General features: G+C 67.6%; 16 protein-coding genes. 11 read left to right on the plus strand and 5 right to left on the minus strand.

The genetic code is table 11. From position 1 onward, the window contains the following. Positions 1–59 precede the first annotated feature (59 nt). Entirely contained in the window at positions 60–1,442 is a 1,383-nt protein-coding gene (locus tag A5736_RS13080) for an HNH endonuclease signature motif containing protein (protein ID WP_076246648.1), read from the plus strand. Between the two features lie 75 nt (positions 1,443–1,517). Beyond that, positions 1,518–2,372: a DUF4436 domain-containing protein gene (locus A5736_RS13085; RefSeq protein WP_076246650.1), complete on the plus strand. Its 855-nt coding sequence runs from the start codon at positions 1,518–1,520 to the stop codon at positions 2,370–2,372. On the opposite strand, the gene A5736_RS13090 is transcribed toward A5736_RS13085, so the two are convergent. The 3 genes from A5736_RS13090 to A5736_RS13100 are packed head-to-tail and all read right to left on the minus strand — an operon-like array spanning position 2,369 to position 4,955. Continuing rightward, positions 2,369–2,986, minus strand: a complete 618-nt coding sequence (locus A5736_RS13090; RefSeq protein WP_076246652.1) for a hypothetical protein — start codon at positions 2,984–2,986, stop codon at positions 2,369–2,371. The genes A5736_RS13085 and A5736_RS13090 overlap by 4 nt on opposite strands. A 19-nt stretch (positions 2,987–3,005) precedes the next feature. Beyond that, the gene (locus tag A5736_RS13095) at positions 3,006–4,190 is read right to left on the minus strand and encodes an acyl-CoA dehydrogenase family protein (RefSeq protein WP_076123588.1); all 1,185 of its coding nucleotides are present in this window, start codon (positions 4,188–4,190) and stop codon (positions 3,006–3,008) included. A gap of 15 nt (positions 4,191–4,205) precedes the next feature. Beyond that, complete coding sequence (locus A5736_RS13100; protein ID WP_139333296.1) at positions 4,206–4,955, minus strand: SDR family NAD(P)-dependent oxidoreductase; 750 nt, start codon at positions 4,953–4,955, stop codon at positions 4,206–4,208. Between the two features lie 70 nt (positions 4,956–5,025). On the opposite strand from A5736_RS13100, the gene A5736_RS13105 reads away from it, so the two are divergent. The 6 genes from A5736_RS13105 to A5736_RS13130 are packed head-to-tail and all read left to right on the plus strand — an operon-like array spanning position 5,026 to position 10,426. Continuing rightward, the gene (locus A5736_RS13105) at positions 5,026–5,391 is read left to right on the plus strand and encodes a DUF3054 domain-containing protein (RefSeq protein WP_076246654.1); all 366 of its coding nucleotides are present in this window, start codon (positions 5,026–5,028) and stop codon (positions 5,389–5,391) included. After that, complete coding sequence (locus A5736_RS13110; RefSeq protein WP_076246656.1) at positions 5,388–6,305, plus strand: SAM-dependent methyltransferase; 918 nt, start codon at positions 5,388–5,390, stop codon at positions 6,303–6,305. Before A5736_RS13105 ends, A5736_RS13110 begins: the two co-directional genes overlap by 4 nt. Before the next feature lie 47 nt (positions 6,306–6,352). Then, positions 6,353–6,850: a GNAT family N-acetyltransferase gene (locus tag A5736_RS13115; protein WP_076246658.1), complete on the plus strand. Its 498-nt coding sequence runs from the start codon at positions 6,353–6,355 to the stop codon at positions 6,848–6,850. Then, on the plus strand, positions 6,847–7,953 hold the full coding sequence (locus tag A5736_RS13120; protein ID WP_076246660.1) for an LLM class flavin-dependent oxidoreductase: 1,107 nt from the start codon (positions 6,847–6,849) through the stop codon (positions 7,951–7,953). Before A5736_RS13115 ends, A5736_RS13120 begins: the two co-directional genes overlap by 4 nt. Continuing rightward, positions 7,950–9,071: an LLM class flavin-dependent oxidoreductase gene (locus tag A5736_RS13125; protein WP_076246662.1), complete on the plus strand. Its 1,122-nt coding sequence runs from the start codon at positions 7,950–7,952 to the stop codon at positions 9,069–9,071. The genes A5736_RS13120 and A5736_RS13125 overlap by 4 nt, the downstream gene beginning before the upstream one ends. Further along, on the plus strand, positions 9,068–10,426 hold the full coding sequence (locus tag A5736_RS13130; protein ID WP_076246664.1) for an NtaA/DmoA family FMN-dependent monooxygenase: 1,359 nt from the start codon (positions 9,068–9,070) through the stop codon (positions 10,424–10,426). Before A5736_RS13125 ends, A5736_RS13130 begins: the two co-directional genes overlap by 4 nt. On the opposite strand, the gene A5736_RS13135 is transcribed toward A5736_RS13130, so the two are convergent. Together A5736_RS13135 and A5736_RS13140 are read right to left on the minus strand one after the other, a co-directional pair. Beyond that, positions 10,398–10,823, minus strand: a complete 426-nt coding sequence (locus tag A5736_RS13135) for a nuclear transport factor 2 family protein (RefSeq protein ID WP_076123595.1) — start codon at positions 10,821–10,823, stop codon at positions 10,398–10,400. The two genes, A5736_RS13130 and A5736_RS13135, sit on opposite strands and share 29 nt — an antisense overlap. Before the next feature lie 10 nt (positions 10,824–10,833). Continuing rightward, positions 10,834–11,580 (minus strand): MBL fold metallo-hydrolase, encoded by a 747-nt coding sequence (locus A5736_RS13140; RefSeq protein ID WP_076246666.1) that lies wholly within the window; start codon positions 11,578–11,580, stop codon positions 10,834–10,836. A gap of 42 nt (positions 11,581–11,622) precedes the next feature. Here A5736_RS13140 and fgd point away from each other — a divergent pair, with 42 nt between their 5' ends. The 3 genes from fgd to A5736_RS13155 are packed head-to-tail and all read left to right on the plus strand — an operon-like array spanning position 11,623 to position 15,851. Further along, a complete protein-coding gene (gene fgd, locus A5736_RS13145; RefSeq protein WP_076246668.1) occupies positions 11,623–12,633 on the plus strand; it encodes a glucose-6-phosphate dehydrogenase (coenzyme-F420) in 1,011 nt (336 codons plus the stop codon). Continuing rightward, positions 12,626–14,704: a phosphate acetyltransferase gene (gene pta, locus A5736_RS13150; RefSeq protein ID WP_076123598.1), complete on the plus strand. Its 2,079-nt coding sequence runs from the start codon at positions 12,626–12,628 to the stop codon at positions 14,702–14,704. Before fgd ends, pta begins: the two co-directional genes overlap by 8 nt. Beyond that, positions 14,694–15,851: an acetate kinase gene (locus A5736_RS13155; protein ID WP_076246670.1), complete on the plus strand. Its 1,158-nt coding sequence runs from the start codon at positions 14,694–14,696 to the stop codon at positions 15,849–15,851. The genes pta and A5736_RS13155 overlap by 11 nt, the downstream gene beginning before the upstream one ends. Positions 15,852–15,905: the final 54 nt, after the last annotated feature.

A 15,905-nucleotide genomic window follows, 5' to 3' on the forward strand; every position in this document is an offset into this window, starting at 1 on the left:
CTACCCCTTTCACTTCCCTCAACCCTATGTTGTCGGAAGCACCTTCTATAATCGAACGTATGTTCGAAGGGCTGGACGACGGCGTCGTGGTCGATGCGATCACCGCCGCGGCCCGCGCGCAGAACGCCGAGTGCGCGCGTGAATTGGCGGCGATCGGCGAGCTGTACGCGCGCCGGGCGCCGGCCGACGACGCCGACCGGTTCAATTGGGCCGTCGACGGCCACGAGAACGTGGTGGCCGAGGTGGCCGCCGCGATGCGCGTCAGCCGAGGCCGGGCCGCGGCTCGCCTGCGGTACGCGATTGCGTTGCGCGAGCGCCTGCCCCGCGTGGCAGAGGTATTCGCCCGGGGCGACATTGATTTCCGGCTGATAGCGGCCGTGGTATACCGCACCGAGTTGGTCGAAGATCCCGAGCTAGTCGCGAGGTTGGACGCGACGGTAGCGAGGCATGCCCCGAGCTGGATGCGGATGTCCGCGCCGAAAGTCGTTGAGCGTATCGACATGTGGGTTGCGCGGTTCGACCCGGCCGGTCTGCGGGCCCCGGGCGTTCGCACCGAGGATCGTTATGTCGAGTTTCTGCCGGCGGCTCCCGGGCTCGCCGGGTTCTATGCGCAGCTGCACTCCACCGACGGGGCCGCGTTGGATCGCGCCCTCGACGAGCTGGCCGCTACCGTCTGCCGGGACGACCCGCGGACCAAAAAGCAGCGGCGCGCCGACGCGCTGGGTGCGCTGGCCGCCGGGTTGGACGGGCTGCGTTGCCATTGCGGTACAGCGGATTGCGCTGCCGCACAACGGGAGCCGGGCACCAGTGTGGTCATTCATGTGCTAGCCGAAGAGGCGGCGGTCAAAGGCGACTCGCAGGCTCCGGCATACCTACCAGGGTTCGGCCCCGTGCCGGCGCCGCTGCTGCGCGATCTGGCTGCTTCCGCCAAGATCAAGTCGCTGCCGATTGCGCGGGCGAAGTCGGAAGCCGGTTACCGACCTTCTGCGGCGTTGGCCGAATTCGTCCGGTTCCGCGATCTGACATGCCGATTCCCCGGTTGCGACGCGCCGGCTGAGGTTTGCGATATCGACCACACCGTGCCGTTTCCGCTCGGTCCCACCCACCCGTCGAACCTCAAACTCCTGTGTCGCTACCACCACCTGCTCAAGACCTTCTATACCGATTGGCGCGATCTCCAGTTGCCCGACGGAACGGTGGTGTGGACGTCTCCGTCCGGTCGCACGTACACCACGAAACCGTTTGGTGCTCTGCTGTTTCCGGCGCTGGCCCTCCCGACCGGAGCGCTGACCCCGCCGACTTGCATGCCAGCGCCGCAGCCCAACCGCGGAGTGATGATGCCGCTGCGACGACGAACCCGCGCCCAAGACCGCGCCGCCCGCATCGGCTGGGAACGCGGCATCAACGAAGCCCGAATGGCGGCCGACCCGCCGCCGTTCTAGCGCGGATATCGAAAGCGCTTGTGGCGTAGGGGTACTGCGCCGAACGGAACCATCGCGCCCTTACACTATTTGGTCATGAGATTGCGGATCGTCGGTCTGGTGGTCGTGTTCGTTGCGGCCTATATCACCACGATGACGCTCTACGCGAGGTCCGGTTGTGGCTGTCCCATTCAACTTACTCAGGGTCAGCCCGCTGCCGACGGAACCACGGTGACCATCAACTTCGATGAACTGCAGTCGGTGAAGGGCGTCCTCAACGCCAACGTGACGGTTACGCCCGGGCCCGACCTGCTGGATCAGCGAACCGGGGGCCTCAAGGAGGACCTCGGTGTCCGGGTCCACTCCGCGGCAATGCCCACCAAACGCGAGTGGTCGAAGGGCACGGTGCCGGGCGTCTTTTCGGTTGCACTGCCCGTTGTCGGTGACCCTTCGGACTGGCCCTTCGATCGCTACGACTCCGGACCAGTCACAGTCGATCTGTTCCGCGGCGCCGCGGAAGTACCGGAACGGACTTGGGTCAAATTCGTTGACCGCGTTCCGGGCTGGCGGCTCGACATTCCCGTTGGTAGTAAAGCCGGTGTGCCCGAACCCTACCGGGTCGAGCTGCATCGGTCGCCGAGCACCGCGGTGTTCGCTGCCGTGATGGTCGCGGTGTTGATCGCGCTTGCCGGAGTAGGTGTCTGGGTTGCGGCGCAGACTGCGCGCGATCGGCGACTATTCCAACCGCCGATGACAACCTGGTATGCGGCAATGCTTTTTGCGGTGATACCGCTGCGCAATGCCCTTCCGGACGCACCGCCGCTGGGGTCCTGGATCGATGTCTCGGTCGTGCTTTGGGTCATCGTCGCATTGGTCGGCTCGATGCTGCTGTACCTGTCCTGCTGGTGGCGACACCTAAAGCCCGACATCGTCGACACGCCAACGGTTTAGAACGGCCAGGCGCCCGCATTCGTCTTGTACTTGCCGTTGAGCTGGCTGCAGAAGTCGTCAGCCGTACCAGCGAGCAAGATGTAATAGGCTTCGCCGCCGCGACTTTCGAAGGAGTTGGGGGTGGTCCAGCCGTTGTCGCACATCGACGTCTGGTTGCCGGTGGTGGGCCTGCGCCAATTCGTTTTGGCGCAGCTCGCAAGGGCGTCGACGTTGCCGGCGGTGCTCTTCGCGGCGACCAGCATCGCGCCGCCCCACAGGCCGTCGTTGCGCCGGTAGGCGCGCGCCCCGAATCCGGCATTGTTGGTCTGGCAGGCCAGCGCGCGGCGCAGCAGTCCGAAGGGCGCGGCGAGCTGCGCATTGCTGACCGCGGCGGCGGCCGTGATGAACTGGGCCGCGTCCGAGCCGTCTACCTCTTGGACATTCGGATTCCCGAGACTCGTCAACTGCTGCGCGATCCCGGCATTGTTGCCGCCGCCGATGATCGCTCCGCCCCCGCCGGACGTCATCGCGGGCAGCGTGACATCGGCGGTCGCCGTTGGTATCTGAGCCACAGCACTCAGCGACAGCACACCCGCCGCAATAGCCGCGCCAATGCGAAGCGCCATGGTTCCCAAGGTTACCGACCGGCCGCCCTCAGCGGAAGGCGTCGCTGCCGGTGAACGCCTGGCCGAGCACCAGCTGGTGCATCTCTGGAGTGCCCTCGTACGTCAGCACCGACTCCAGGTTGACCATGTGCCGGATCACGGGATACTCCAGCGATATCCCGTTGCCGCCCAATATGGTTCGAGCATCCCGGCAGATTTTGAGCGCCTCACGGGTGTTGTTGAGCTTGCCGAAGCTGACCTGTTCGGGCCGCAGCCCGACGCTGTCCTTGAGGCGGCCGAGGTGCAGCGACAGCAGCTGGCCCTTGTGCAGCTCGACCGCCATGTCGACGAGTTTCGCCTGGGTCAACTGGAATCCGGCGATCGGACGGCCGAATTGGGTGCGCTGCGTGGCGTAATCCAGTGCGGATTGCCAGGCCGCTCGGGCCGCTCCCATCGATCCCCAGATGATCCCGTAGCGCGCCTCGGACAGGCAGGACAGCGGCCCCCGCAGCCCCTTCGCCTCGGGCAGCATCGCGTCGGCGGGCAGTCGCACGTCGTCGAGCACCAGTTCGCTGGTGATCGATGCCCGCAGCGACAGCTTGTGGTGAATCGTGTTCGCGGCGAAGCCGGGTGTCTTGGTGGGGACGATGAACCCGCGGATCCCGTCGTCGGTGGCGGCCCACACGACCGCGACGTCGGCGACCGAGCCGTTGGTGATCCACAGCTTGCGACCGTTGATCACCCAGTCCGCACCATCGCGCCGCGCAGTGGTTTTCATCGCCGCGGGGTCGGATCCGACGTCGGGTTCGGTCAACCCGAAGCAGCCGAGCAGCTCGCCCGCGGCCATGCCGGGCAGCCACTGCTGCTTTTGTTCCTCCGAGCCGAAGTTCCAGATCGCGAACATCGCCAGCGATCCCTGCACCGAGACCATCGACCGAATGCCGGAGTCGGCGGCCTCCAGCTCGGTACAGGCCAGGCCGTAGTGCACGGCCGACGCCCCGCCACAGCCGTAGCCGTGCAGGTGCATGCCGAGCAGCCCGAGCTGGCCGAACTGCTCGGCGAGCTCGCGGACCGGCAGGTCGCCGATCTCGAACCACTCCGCCACGTGGGGGAGGACGTGTTCGGCGCAGAACTTCCTGGTGGTGTCGCGCACCGCGATCTCGTCGCTCGACAGGGATGCGTCGAGGCCGAGCGGGTCGTATCGGTCGAAGGCGGGAGGCGCATCAGTGCTCATGGGGCCAGCCTGCCACTAACCAGCCATCGTGAGACCACCGCTGACGCTGATCACCTGTCCGGTGATGAACGACGCGGCGTCGGAGGCAAAGAACAGCACCGGTGCCGCGACCTCTTCGGGACGCGCCAGACGGCGGAACGGAATCGCTTTGACCAGCGCCTCTTTCAGCTTCTCGGGCTGTGCGTGAAACAGCGGTGTGTCGGTCGGGCCTGGACACACGCAGTTGACGGTGATCCGATGGCGGGCCATTTCCCGGGCCAGGGACTTGCTCAGCGCGATAACGCCGCCCTTTGCGCCGGCATAGATAGATTCACCCGAGCTGCCGACGCGGCCGGCGTCGCTGGCCAAGTTGATCACCCGTCCGCCCGCGTGGGTCTCGATCATCGCGGGCAGGAACGCACCGCACACATGCACTGGACCCAAGTAGTTGATCGCTACCACTTTGGCCGCGAATTCCGGTGTGGCATTGAGGAATTGGTCGGTGCGGTCCCAACCGGCGGCATTGACGACGATGTTGGGCACCCCTACCTCGTCGTGTGTGCGGTCACGCAAGGCGTCGACTTGGGCAGGATCGGCGACATCCACCGGCAGCGCGGTGATCAGCTCAGGTTGCTCCGCCGCGGTGGCCGCTGCGGTCGACTCGTCGAGATCGGCGGCGACGACCCGGTTGCCCTGGGCGGCGAATCCCAGGGCGATCGCCCTGCCGATGCCCGATCCGGCGCCGGTCACTAGCGCCAGTCTGCCGGGATGTGAATGGCCAATCACTGCCGACGAAATCTAGGTTCACCACGGCGTTGGGGTCAAGGACGGCCGCCGCGCCCGGTAGTCTCGCTGCATGCAACGGCTGGCCTGGCTGGGCATCGACGTAGTCGCTGTGCTGGTGTTCTGCGCCCTCGGACGCCGCAGCCACGCCGAAGGGCTCACCATCGGGGGCGTCGCGACGACGGCATGGCCGTTTCTCACCGGAACCGTCATCGGGTGGCTGGTCTCCCGGGCTTGGCAGCGCCCGACGGCCGTGGTTCCCACCGGGGTGGTCGTGTGGTTGTGCACGGTGGCGGTGGGCATGCTGCTGCGCAAGGCCAGCTCGGCCGGGGTGGCGGCGACTTTCGTACTGGTCGCGGCATCGGTCACCGCGGTCCTGCTGCTCGGTTGGCGAGCCGCCGTCGGGCTGACCGCGCGGCACGGCGCAAACCGACGATGACACGGACCGACGACGACACCTGGAATCCGGCCACCGGCGTCGGAATGACCGCGACGTTCGGCGCCGTCGCGAGGGCGGTGGGCACCAACAAGGGGCTCATCAACGACCCGTTCGCCGAGCACCTGGTTCGTGCCGCGGGCGTGGATTACTTCACCAGGTTGATCGAGGACCAGCGGTACGCCGATGACGCCGGCAGATCGCCCGTAGTTACCGGGCTCATCGATGTCCTTGCGGCACACACGCGATTCGTGGACGAATACCTCGCCGAGGCCGGGAAGGCCGGCATACGACAAGTGGTGAACCTGGGGTGCGGGATGGACACCCGGCCGTATCGGCTGTGGTGGCCATCGGGGACCACGGTGTATGAAATCGATCAGCCGGAAATCGTGGATTTCACGACAGACGTGCTACGCGGGCTGGGCGCCGAACTGACCGCGAACCGCCGCGCGATCGGCATCGATCTTCGTGAGGATTGGCTGGACGGGCTGCGGCGTGTGGGTTTTGACGCCTCCCAACGCACGGTATGGGTTGCCGAGGGGCTGTTGGTTGGGTACCTGGCGCCCGACGCACAGAATCGGTTACTCGAAACACTCACGGCGGCCAGCGCTACCGGTAGCCGGCTCGCCGCCGATCACATGCCCACGTGGACCCCCACGCAGTTGGAGGAGGGGCGGGCGTTTATGGATATCTGGCGCCAGGAGGGGCTGGACGTCGATCTGGCCGGGCTGACCTATTCAGGCGAATACCGCTATGTTCCCCAGCATCTGGCGGCCCGCGGCTGGGAAACGGTCGAGCGGAAGGTCGCGGATTTATTCGCCCCGATCGGAATGGCCGGCCGGTGGCGCGGCAGCCCGGAAGACGAGGCGATCACCCCGCGGTACGTCACCGCCACCCGGTCCCGGGCGCGCGGTTGAGCCCTGGCCGGAATGCATCCACGGGGCAGGCGTTAGACAGTTAGGTGATGCCCAGTTCCCAGCTCCGGTTCGTAGCCGCCGCCCAGGATGACCCCCTGGCGCAGCCGCTGCTCGCCGAGCTGGCCGTCGAATACGCGCAGCGATACGGCGGTACACCGAGCGCGCACCTGTCCTGGCTGCCGGTGCCGCCCGCGGAGCTGGCCGCGCCGGACGGCGGCCTGCTGATCGGCGTGCTGGACGGCGTGCCGGTGACGGGCGGCGCGTTCCGGCGTTTCGACGACGAGACCGCCGAACTCAAGCGGATCTGGACCGACCGCGCGCATCGGCGCTGCGGCTACGCGAAGGCGCTGCTGGCGGCGCTGGAGGCGGAGACCGCGACGCGCGGCTACCGCCGGCTGTACCTGATCACCGGCAACCGCCAGCCCGAGGCCGAGGCGCTGTACGACGCGACCGGGTACACCCGGGTGGAGGCCGAGCCGATTCCGTCCTGGGGACCGTTTCATCCCATCGCGTTCGAGAAGATCCTCGCGTGGGGACCCGCATGACCGCTCCGTTGCATCTGGCGGTCGCACTCGACGGGTACGGCTGGCACCCGCAGGCCTGGCGTTCCACGCTGGCGTCCGATCCCGACACCCCATCGGTGCTGAGCGGCGGCTACTGGTCTCACCTGGCGGCCACCGCCGAGCGCGGGCTGCTCGACTTCCTCACCATCGACGACACGTTGATGCCGCAAATCGGACGGGGCGAGCGCATCCATCCCGATCGCCTGGCCGGCCGCGGCGACGCCGTGTTGATCGCGGCCCGCATCGCTCCCGCGACGCGCCACATCGGGCTGGTTCCGGTGGCCACCGTGACCCACACCGAGCCGTTTCATATCTCCAAAGCCATTGCCACCCTTGACTTTGTGTCGCGCGGCCGGGCGGGCTGGCAACCGCGGGTCAGCGTCACCGCACACGAGGCCGCGCTGTTCGGCCGGCGGAACGCGGCCCAGATTCCGCTATCGCCTCTCTTTGAAGAGGCCACCGAGTACGTCGACGTCGTGCGGCGGTTATGGGATAGCTGGGAGGACGACGCGATCATCCGCGACGTGGCCACCGGGCGCTACGTCGACACGGACAAACTGCACTACATCGACTTCGCCGGCAAGCACTTCTCCGTCAAGGGGCCGTCGATCACGCCGCGACCGCCGCAGGGTCAGCCGGTGGTCGCCGCGCTGGCGCACGCCGGCCCCGTCTACGAATTCGCCGCCGCCACAGCCGACCTCGTGTTCATCACGCCCACCGACGAGGCGTCGGTCCGCGGCATCCTCGGCGAGGTACGCGCGGGGGGCGGCACCGGGCTGAAGGTGTTCGCCGATGTGGTGGTGTCCTTCGACGGTAACGGGGACTTCCGGTCCGACGCGCTCGTCTTCTCCGGCAGCGCAACGGAATTGGTGGACTTGCTCGTGGAATGGCAGCGGCTGGGCATCGACGGTGCGCGGCTGCGTCCGGCGATCAACGCCACCGACCTCCCGGTGATCGTCGACGAGGTGGTGCCGCTGCTGCAGCGGACCGGACGGTTCCGCGACGGCTATCGGGACGGCGAAACGCTGCGCGCGCGCCTCGGCCTCCCGGTCGCCGTCAACCGGTACACGGCGGTCAGCCGATGAACGGGGTTCCCATCTCGATCCTGGATCTCGCGCCGGTCAGCGAAGGCGGCGACGTCGCGACGGCGTTGCGCAACACCATCGAGCTGGCCCAGCGGGCGGAGGAGTGGGGTTATCGCCGCTTCTGGATCGCCGAGCATCATTTCGTCGCCGTCGCCAGTGCGGCACCGGCGGTGCTCATCGGACAAATCGCGGCCGCTACCAACACGATTCGGGTGGGGTCGGGCGCGGTGCAGCTCAGCCACACCACGGCCGCAGCGGTGGTCGAGAGCTTCGGCATGCTGGACGCGTTCTACCCGGGCCGCATCGACCTCGGCTTGGGCCGCTCGGCCCAGCGACGAATATCGAAGCCGAGAGGGCCGCGACCCCCAAGGCCTGAACCGTCGCGCGAATGGCGCGAGGTCGACGGGGTGGTGATCCCGCCACCGTTCGACCTGCGGGGGTTGCTGGGCAGCGGCCGGGTGAAGGCGAGCATGTCGGTCCTGCAGCAGCCCGAGGCGGTCGCGCCCGACTTCGAAGAGCAACTCGGCGACATCATCGCCATGCTCGCGGGCACCTACGAGGTCGACGGCTTCGACCTGCATGCGGTGCCCGGCGAGGGCGCGGCGCTCACGCCGTGGATCTTCGGCAGCAGCAGGGGACGCAGCGCCAAGGTGGCCGGCGCGCTAGGCCTTCCGTTCGTCGCCAGCTACCACATCACCCCCGCCACCGCGCTGGACGCCATCGACGCCTACCGGGACGCCTTCGTGCCGTCGGCGGCATTGGCGCGGCCCTATGTCGTGGTGTCGGCCGACATCGTGGTGGCCGACGACAGCGCCACGGCCAAACAGCTGGCGTCCAGCTACGGCCAATGGGTGTACTCGATTCGGGCCGGGGGCGGGGCCATCCCGTATCCCGATCCCGACCACTGCCCGCCGCTGACCGACGAACAACTGGCCGTGGTAAAAGACCGGATAGCAACGCAATTCGTGGGAAATCCGGACGAAGTCGCCGAGCGGCTGCACACCCTGCAGCGGGCCACCGACGCCGACGAACTCGTCATCACCTCGGTGACCCACCGCCACACGGACCGCCTGCGCTCCCATGAGCTCATCGCCAAACGATGGGGCCTGGCCGGATGAGCGTTCGGGAAGGCAAGCAGCGCAAGCCCATTCATCTGGCCGCTCATTTCCCGGGGGTCAACAACACCACCGTGTGGACCGATCCCAGCGCGGGCAGCCAGATCGAATTCGACTCGTTCGTGCACCTGGCCCGCACCGCCGAGCGCGGGTTGTTCGACTTCTTCTTCCTGGCCGAGGGGCTGCGGCTGCGCGAGCACCGCGGCCGGATCTACGACCTGGACGTGGTGGGCCGGCCGGACACCTTCACCGTGCTCGCGGCCCTGGCGGGCGTCACCGAACGGATCGGGCTGACCGGCACGATCAACACCACCTTCAACGAACCATTCGAAGTGGCAAGGCAATTCGCAACCCTCGATCACCTGTCCGGCGGCCGCGCCGGATGGAACATCGTCACGTCGTCGGACGCCTTCACCGGCGCCAACTTCCGGCGTGGGGGATTTCTCCAGCACGCCGACCGCTACCTGCGCGCCGAGGAGTTCGTTACCGTCGCCCGTAAGTTCTGGGACAGCTGGGAAGCCGATGCCGTGCTGGCCGACGTCCAGGCCGGGAGCTACGTCGACCCGGACCGGATCCACAGCGTCGAACACATCGGCCCGCAGTTCGAGGTGCGCGGCTTCGCGACGCTGCCCGCCGGCCCGCAGGGCCATCCGATCCTGCTGCAGGCCGGCGACTCCGACGACGGCCGAGCATTCGGCGCCCGGCACGCCGACGCCCTGTTCACCCTGCATTCGTCGCTGGAAAACGGGCAGCGCTACTACGCCGACGTCAAGGGACGGGCCACGTCCTATGGCCGAGACCCCAACCGGCTCAAGGTTTTTCCGGCGGCGACGTTCGTCATCGGCGACACCGACGCCGAGGCCGAGGAGAAAGCCCGCCACATCCGCTATCAGCAAGTCAGCGGCGCGACGGCCATCGCGATGCTCGAGCAGGTGTGGGGCCGCGAGCTCTCGGACCACGATCCGGACGGGCCGCTACCCGATTTCGATCCGGTCGTGGACAGCGACATCACCCAGGGGCGGGTGCGCCACGGTGACCCGGTCGCGGTGGCCCGCCGCTATCGCGAGCGCGCCGCGGCCGACAACCTGTCGATCCGCGAACTCGTCATCGCCGTCACCAGCCGGCAGCAGTTCGTCGGCACCCCCGCCCGAATCGCCGACGAGATCGACCTCTACATCCAGGCCAATGCCTGCGACGGGTTCATCCTGGTGCCCCACCTGACACCGCATGGTTTGGACGAGTTCGTCGATCGCGTGGTCCCACTTTTGCAGGAGCGCGGCGCGTTTCGCACCGGGTACAGCGGCGAAACGCTGCGCGATCACCTTGGGCTTACTTGTGATACGCGTCGTCCTGGATGACCTTGACTCCGCGCCAGCCCCAGTAGACGCAGTGGCGCTGGATCAGGCCGTCGGCGATCTCCATGACCTCGACGAAATCCATCTGCTCGCCATCGGGTGTAGCGCGGGGGTACTCGAAGATCATCGTTCGGCTGCCATCGGTGAGGAACCCGGTGCGGTAGTAGGTGCGTAACGGCGGCTTTCGTGCGGCGACCCGTTCGAGCAGCGGCCGCAACTCGTCGTGCCCGCGGCATATCCCGCTTTCGGTGCCCATCGTCAGCGGAACCGCCGGGCTCTCCAGGACCGCGTCGGGAGCGTAGAGCGCGAGTAGCGCCTCCACGTCGTCGTTGCTGAGCGCCTCGTCCCAGTCGTGGTAGATCCGTTCGGCGGATTGCTGAAAACTTTCGTTGTTTGACATGCCCCTCCTTTCATTGCGCCAGCGCGAGTGCCCGATCGGTCGCCTCACGGATGGGGCCGCGCCACACGTCGCCGTGACCGGGCAGCAGCGCCGCCGTATCCAGTAGGGCGAGCGCGCTCAGGCTGCGCAGGCAATTCTGTTGGCTGTGGCTGAATACCGCCGGTAGCAGCTGCGGCCCGCTGTGCCGCAGCAACGGGTGGCCGGTGATCAGCGCGTCGCCGCTGGCCAGCACGCCGTCGACGACATACGAGCAATGCCCGCTGGTGTGGCCAGGCGTGGAAATGGCCATCGGGTGACCGGGCAGGCCGGCGGCCGTCTCGGCGGTCAGCGGCTGCGTGGTCGGGATGCCGTCGCGGGTCAGGCCGCCGCTGCGGACCACGTGGAGGCCCCAGACCGCCCACCGCGGCCGCCAAATGCGCAGGGCGACATCGAGAATCGACACCTGTTCCAGGTACTCCCGCTTGGCGTGGCCCACTTCGTCGGCGTGGCAGTACACCGGCGTGCCGTGCTGGCTGGCGAACCAGATGGCCGAGCCCAGGTGGTCGATGTGCGCGTGCGTCAGCAGGATGGCGCGAACATCGCCCGCGCCGTAGCCCAGCTGCCGCAGCGAGGCCAGCACCGCCTCCCGGTCGCCGGGATAACCGGCGTCGATCAACATGACGCCGGTCCCGTCGACGACCACGGTCCAGTTAACGGCCGGGCCCTGGGCGAGGTACACGCTGTCGGTGACCTGGACAAGGTTCGGTGCCGGTCCCATGCCCCCCGAGTTTAGGAGCGGCTGGAGGAGTAGAAATAACTGGTGGCCGAACTGAAACTTGGATACAAAGCCTCCGCTGAACAATTCGCACCGCGCGAGCTCGTCGAACTGGCTGTCGCCGCCGAAGCGCATGGCATGGACAGCGCCACTGTCAGTGATCACTTCCAGCCGTGGCGGCACAAGGGCGGGCATGCGCCGTTTTCGCTGGCGTGGATGACCGCCGTCGGCGAACGCACCGAACGGCTCGTCCTGGGCACCTCGGTGCTCACCCCGACCTTCCGGTACAACCCCGCCGTCATCGCCCAGGCCTTCGCGACGATGGGCTGCCTGTACCCGAACCGGATCTTCCTCGGTGTCGGCACCGGCGAGGCCCTCAACGAGATCGCCACCGGATACGAGGGCGAGTGGCCGGAGTTCAAGGAGCGCTATGCGCGGCTGCGCGAGTCGGTGCGGCTGATGCGCGAACTGTGGCTCGGCGACCGCGTCGACTTCGAGGGCGAGTACTACAAGACCAAGGGCGCCTCGATCTACGACGTGCCCGAGGGCGGGATCCCGATCTACATCGCCGCGGGTGGACCGCAGGTGGCCAAGTACGCCGGCCGGGCCGGCGACGGGTTCATCTGCACCTCCGGCAAGGGCGAAGAGCTCTACAAGGACAAGCTGATCCCCGCGATGCGCGAGGGCGCCGAAGCGGCGGGCAAGAACCCCGACGACATCGACCGGATGATCGAGATCAAGATCTCCTACGACACCGACCCCGAACTGGCACGGGAGAACACCCGGTTCTGGGCGCCACTGTCGCTGACCGCCGAGCAGAAGCACAGCATCGACGATCCCATCGAGATGGAGAAGGCCGCCGACGCGCTGCCCATCGAGCAGATCACCAAGCGCTGGATCGTGGCGTCGGACCCCGACGAGGCCGTCGAAAAGGTCGGCCAGTACGTGCAATGGGGCCTCAACCACTTGGTGTTCCATGCGCCCGGGCACGACCAGCGCCGATTCCTGGAGCTCTTCGAAAAGGACCTGGCGCCCAGGTTGCGGCGACTTGGCTGAAACCTCCGCGATCTACATCGCGGCGCCCGAGCCCGAGACCGGCAAGTCGACGATCGCGCTGGGGCTGCTCAACCGACTGACCGCGACCGTCGCCAAAGTTGGTGTGTTCCGGCCGATTGCCCGCCACGACGGCGACCGGGACTACATCCTGGAATTGCTGCTGACGCGCACCACCGCGGGGCTGCCCTACGAGCGGTGCATCGGCGTCACGTACCAGCAGCTGCACGCCGACACCGACGCCGCCATCGCCACCATCGTCGACGCCTACCACGCGATGGCGCAGGCGTGCGACGCGGTGGTGATCGTCGGCAGCGACTACACCGACGTCGCGACCCCCGCCGAGCTCTCGGCCAATGCCCGGATCGCGGTCAACCTCGGCGCACCGGTGCTGCTGACGGTGAGCGGAAAGGGTCGCAGCCCAACCGAAGTCGCCAGCGTCGTCACCCTCTCCCTCGCCGAGCTACTCGCCCAGCGCGCCCACACCGCCGCGGTCGTCGCCAACCGCTGCGAGCCCAAGGAGCTGGGCGCCGTCGCGGAAGCACTGCGCTCATTCGTCCCGCCCAGCTATGTGGTGCCGGACGATCCGCTGCTGTCGGCGCCGACCGTGGCCGAATTGCAGCAGGCGGTGGGCGGCACGCTGGTCAGCGGAGACGCCGAGCTGGTGGGACGTGAGGCCATGAACGTGCTGGTGGCCGGGATGACGGCGGACCACGTGCTGGAACGGCTCCGCGACGCCACGGCGGTGATCACACCCGGCGACCGCTCCGACGTCGTGCTGGCCGTCGCGAGCGCCCATGCGGCCGAAGGCTTTCCGTCACTGTGCTGCCTAATCCTCAACGGCGGATTCGACCTGCACCCCTCGATCTCGGCGCTGGTGTCGGGCCTGCGGCTGCGGCTACCCATCATCGCCACCGAGCTCGGCACCTACGACACGGCCAGCGCGGTCGCCTCGGCGCGCGGCCGGGTCACCGCCACGTCGCAGCGCAAGATCGACACGGCCGTGGAGCTGATGGAGCGGCACGTCGATATCGCGGATCTGCTGGCGCAGCTTGCCATTCCGATCCCGACGGTCACCACGCCGCAGATGTTCACCCACCAGCTGTCGCAGCAGGCGCGCTCGGATCGCAAGCGCATCGTGCTGCCCGAGGGCGACGACGACCGGATCCTCAAGGCGGCCGGACGGGTGCTCAAACGGTGCATCGCCGACCTCACCATCCTGGGTGACGAGACCAGAATCCGGTTGCGCTCGGCCGAACTCGGGGTCGACTTGAGCGCGGCCAAGATCGTCGACCCAGACGACGAGGACCTGCGAAACCGGTTCGCCGAACAGTACGCCGAGTTACGCAAGGCGAAGGGCATCACCGTCGAGCAGGCGCACGAGATGATGCACGACGTCTCGTATTTCGGCACCATGCTGGTGTACAACGGCATGGTGGACGGCATGGTGTCCGGTGCCGCCCACACCACGGCGCACACCGTTCGCCCGGCGTTCGAGATCATCAGGACCGCTCCGGACGTCTCCACCGTGTCGAGCATCTTTCTGATGTGCCTGCCCGATCGGGTACTGGCCTACGGTGACTGCGCGATCGTCCCGGATCCCACGCCCGAACAGCTCGCCGACATCGCGATCAGCTCGGCGCGCACCGCGGCCCAGTTCGGCATCGACCCGAAAGTGGCCATGCTGTCCTATTCCACCGGCAATTCGGGTAGCGGCGCCGATGTCGACAAGGTCAGGGCAGCAACGGAATTGGTGCGTGCGCGGGATCCGCAGCTGCCGGTCGAGGGCCCCATCCAGTACGACGCCGCGATCGAACCCTCGGTCGCGGCCACCAAGCTGCATGACTCGCCGGTCGCCGGTCACGCCACCGTGCTGATCTTTCCCGACCTCAACACCGGCAACAACACCTATAAGGCGGTGCAGCGCAGCGCCGGGGCGATCGCGATCGGGCCGGTACTGCAGGGCCTGCGCAAACCCGTCAACGACTTGTCCCGGGGCGCGCTGGTCGAGGACATCGTCAATACCATTGCCATCACCGCGATTCAGGCGCAGGGCGTGCACGATGGCCGATAACGCGGTCCTGGTGATCAACGCCGGCTCGTCGTCGCTGAAATACCAGCTGGTCGACCCCGATTCCGGCGCGGCCCGCGCGACCGGCAACGTTGAGAGCATCGGCGAGCCGTCGTCTCGGGTCGCCGACCATGAGGAGGCGTTGCGCCTGGCGTTCGAGCACCTGGCCGAGGGCGGCATAGACCTCAAGTCGTGCGGGCTGCTGGCCGTCGGACACCGGGTCGTGCACGGAGGCAACAAATTTCATGCTCCGACGTTGGTTGACGACGCGGTTCTCGCCGACCTCGACGCGCTATCGGAGCTTGCCCCGCTGCACAATCCACCCGCGGTGCGGGGAATCAAGGTGGCACGAAAGCTGCTGCCGGATGTTCCGCACGTCGCGGTGTTCGATACCGCGTTCTTCCACGACCTGCCGCCCGCGGCCGCGACCTACGCCATCGACCGTGACCTCGCCGAGCGGTGGCAGATCCGCCGCTACGGGTTTCACGGCACGTCGCACCGGTATGTGAGCGAGCAGGCCGCCGCGTTTCTGGGCCGGCCGCGCGGCGGCCTGAAGCAGATCGTGCTGCATCTGGGCAACGGCGCCTCGGCCTCGGCGATCGCCGGCAACCGGCCCATCGACACCTCGATGGGCCTGACCCCGCTGGAGGGCCTGGTGATGGGCACCCGCAGCGGCGACATCGACCCGGGCGTGATCGGCTACCTGTGGCGGACCGCGAAGATGGGTGTGGACGAGATCGAGTCGATGCTCAACAATCGGTCAGGCGTGTGGGGCCTGGCCGGTGAGCGTGACTTCCGCCGGCTGCGGGCGATGATCGAATCGGGGGACAGCGCAGCGCAATTGGGTTACAGCGTGTTCATTCACCGGCTGCGCAAGTACATCGGCGCCTACCTGGCGGTCCTGGGCCACACCGACGTGATCAGCTTCACCGCCGGAATCGGCGAGAACGATCCGGCGGTCCGCCGCGACGCGGTGGCCGGCATGGAGGAGCTGGGCATCGTGCTCGACCAGGCGCGCAACCTCGGGGCCGGCAAGGGCGCGCGACAGATTTCCGCGGACGACTCGCCGATCACCGTGCTGGTGGTCCCGACCGACGAAGAGCTTGCCATCGCCCGCGACTGCGTCAGCCTGCTGGGCCGCGGGACTTAAAGTCATCGTCGAGTGTGCGTTGAGGGCGTGGAGTGTGCGATCAGGCCGCCCACG

Origin of the sequence: Mycobacterium sp. SP-6446 (genome assembly GCF_001954045.1) — a bacterium.
Lineage (GTDB): Bacteria > Actinomycetota > Actinomycetes > Mycobacteriales > Mycobacteriaceae > Mycobacterium.

Coding starts and splice junctions, on each gene's coding strand:
- A5736_RS13120 (WP_076246660.1), top strand. CDS start 6,847: ATGACCGCTCCGTTGCATCTGGCGGTCGCACTCGACGGGTACGGCTGG.
- A5736_RS13095 (WP_076123588.1), bottom strand. CDS start 4,190: ATGAGCACTGATGCGCCTCCCGCCTTCGACCGATACGACCCGCTCGGC.
- A5736_RS13125 (WP_076246662.1), top strand. CDS start 7,950: ATGAACGGGGTTCCCATCTCGATCCTGGATCTCGCGCCGGTCAGCGAA.
- A5736_RS13080 (WP_076246648.1), top strand. CDS start 60: ATGTTCGAAGGGCTGGACGACGGCGTCGTGGTCGATGCGATCACCGCC.
- A5736_RS13140 (WP_076246666.1), bottom strand. CDS start 11,580: ATGGGACCGGCACCGAACCTTGTCCAGGTCACCGACAGCGTGTACCTC.
- A5736_RS13155 (WP_076246670.1), top strand. CDS start 14,694: ATGGCCGATAACGCGGTCCTGGTGATCAACGCCGGCTCGTCGTCGCTG.
- A5736_RS13115 (WP_076246658.1), top strand. CDS start 6,353: ATGCCCAGTTCCCAGCTCCGGTTCGTAGCCGCCGCCCAGGATGACCCC.
- A5736_RS13135 (WP_076123595.1), bottom strand. CDS start 10,823: ATGTCAAACAACGAAAGTTTTCAGCAATCCGCCGAACGGATCTACCAC.
- A5736_RS13105 (WP_076246654.1), top strand. CDS start 5,026: ATGCAACGGCTGGCCTGGCTGGGCATCGACGTAGTCGCTGTGCTGGTG.
- A5736_RS13110 (WP_076246656.1), top strand. CDS start 5,388: ATGACACGGACCGACGACGACACCTGGAATCCGGCCACCGGCGTCGGA.
- A5736_RS13085 (WP_076246650.1), top strand. CDS start 1,518: ATGAGATTGCGGATCGTCGGTCTGGTGGTCGTGTTCGTTGCGGCCTAT.
- A5736_RS13130 (WP_076246664.1), top strand. CDS start 9,068: ATGAGCGTTCGGGAAGGCAAGCAGCGCAAGCCCATTCATCTGGCCGCT.